Below are 950 nucleotides of genomic sequence, written 5' to 3' on the forward strand. Positions count from 1 at the left end.
AAGCAGCCATTCATTTAAAGAGTGCGTAACAGCTCACTAGTCGAGCGACCGGGCGTGGATAATAAACGGGCATCAAGTGTATTACCGAAGCTATGGATTGTATACACGAGTATACACTGGTAGGGGAGCATTCTATTGGGGGTGAAGCAGCATGGTGACGTGTTGTGGACTGAATAGAAAAGCAAATGTAGGCATAAGTAACGATAAGGCGGGTGAGAAACCCGCCCACCGAAAGACTAAGGTTTCCTGATCAACGCTAATCGGATCAGGGTTAGTCGGGGCCTAAGGCGCATCCGAATGGAGGTAGCCGATGGACAACGGGTTAATATTCCCGTACTTTTATATACTGCGATGTGGTGACGGAGTAGTGACACTGCCGCGAACTGACGGAATAGTTCGTTGAAGTGCGTAGGTATATTTTCTGTAGGCAAATCCGCAGAGAATGCTGAAACACGATAGTACTGCAAAGCTTCGGCGGCGCAGATAGTGCAGGTAATCAGACTTCCAAGAAAACCCGCTAAGCTTCAGGTATATAAAACCCGTACCGTAAACCGACACAGGTAGTCGAGGAGAGAATCCTAAGGTGCTCGAGTGAATCATGGCTAAGGAACTCGGCAAAATGGCCCTGTAACTTCGGGAGAAGGGGCGCTGTCTCTAGCGATAGAGCAGCCGCAGTGAAAAGGCCCAGGCGACTGTTTAGCAAAAACATATGGCTTTGCAAAATCGAAAGATGAAGTATAAGGCCTGACACCTGCCCGGTGCTGGAAGGTTAAGAGGGGATGTCATCGCAAGAGAAGCATTGAATCGAAGCCCCAGTAAACGGCGGCCGTAACTATAACGGTCCTAAGGTAGCGAAATTCCTTGTCGGGTAAGTTCCGACCTGCACGAATGGTGTAACGATCTGGGCGCTGTCTCAGCCATGAGCTCGGTGAAATTGTGGTATCGGTGAA

General features: G+C 49.4%; 1 rRNA gene. It reads left to right on the forward strand.

Annotation, left to right across the window (positions count from 1 at the left end):
* Window positions 1–950, forward strand: a 23S ribosomal RNA gene (locus tag ACFSQ3_RS00025); the annotation flags it as partial.

This window comes from Sphingobacterium corticis (assembly GCF_042684745.1).
In the GTDB taxonomy this organism is placed as follows: Bacteria; Bacteroidota; Bacteroidia; order Sphingobacteriales; family Sphingobacteriaceae; genus Sphingobacterium; species Sphingobacterium corticis.